Annotated in this window: 1 protein-coding gene; it reads right to left on the bottom strand. The window is 53.1% G+C overall.

Translation table 11 applies throughout. The features are described 5' to 3' along the window. Positions 1-1,056: Ig-like domain-containing protein (locus INT21_RS17420; protein WP_226930684.1), on the bottom strand; the 1,056-nt coding region annotated here is incomplete at both ends.

Genomic DNA, 1,056 nt, shown 5'->3' with positions numbered 1-1,056 from the left:
GTTGCCTGAACCATCAGTGGCCGTCACCGTTACCTCTTCACCGTTGGTCAACGGCTCATCCAGCGTAACGGTGTAGCTGCCGACTTCTTCATCGGCAATCGCCGTACCTATCTCTTCACCGTTTTCGTCATACACCGTGACCGTGCTGCTCGGCTCGGCTTCACCGGTAACTTCGTTACCTGCAGCATTGAAAGCTGCCGTCGGCATATCTGGTGCGTCGGCATCCCCTTCGCCTGGCACATCGACTAGTGCCACTTCAGCGTTGATATTCGCGGATTTTTCTTCGTTAGTCACAGTATCCACGACGTTCACTGTGAAGCTATCCACACCTGCGCTGCCCGCCTCTGCATTCGGCGTGTATGTGTAAGAACCATCGGCATTTATGACCAAAGTGCCATATTCACCAACGACTTCTATCTCACCATTCACAGGCGTGAACTCAGTACCATTGAAGGCGATGGACTGAACTTCCAGGTTGCCGGCATCTCCGCTAGCGGCCTCATCAATAAAGTTGCCTTCCGCAACCTCACCAACTGTAATGTCCTCAACCTCCAGCAAGTCGGTAGCGGTAACGTCAAGCTCACGAGTGATGGCCACACCAACATTGATCAAGCTTGGATCGGGAACCAGGGTGGCGCGATAGTCGCCCGCATCCAGATTTTCCAGAGTCACCTGCCCTGAAGTACCACCCAAGCCAAGCAGACTCAGTGAAAGCAGTCCTTCGTCGAGATTATTCTCACCATCCTCGACACGTCCCCACTCCCCGTTCTCAAAGCTTTCAACGATCAGAACATAGTCGTCCAGTACACCGACCTCCAGAGCTCCAGAGATATCGACGTTGAACGTGGTCTCGTTGGTATTTTCATCCAGACTGAACTCGACTAGCGGGTGGTCACCAGAGCCAATATCCAGGTTGGCGAGTCCACTTAGAAGGTCGATACCAAGCAAGTCGAACTGGCTATCGCTACCCGTATCCGGCGTTTCTTCCGGCTCATAGCTGATTTCACGCTCCAGATTCGCAGCAACATCGACATTTACTAGTTCGAAGTCGGCGTC

Source organism: Halomonas sp. 3F2F (genome assembly GCF_014897805.1).
In the GTDB taxonomy this organism is placed as follows: Bacteria; Pseudomonadota; Gammaproteobacteria; order Pseudomonadales; family Halomonadaceae; genus Vreelandella.
Note: the sequence above shows the minus strand (reverse complement) of the source record. Positions and strands in the feature narration are given on the sequence as shown.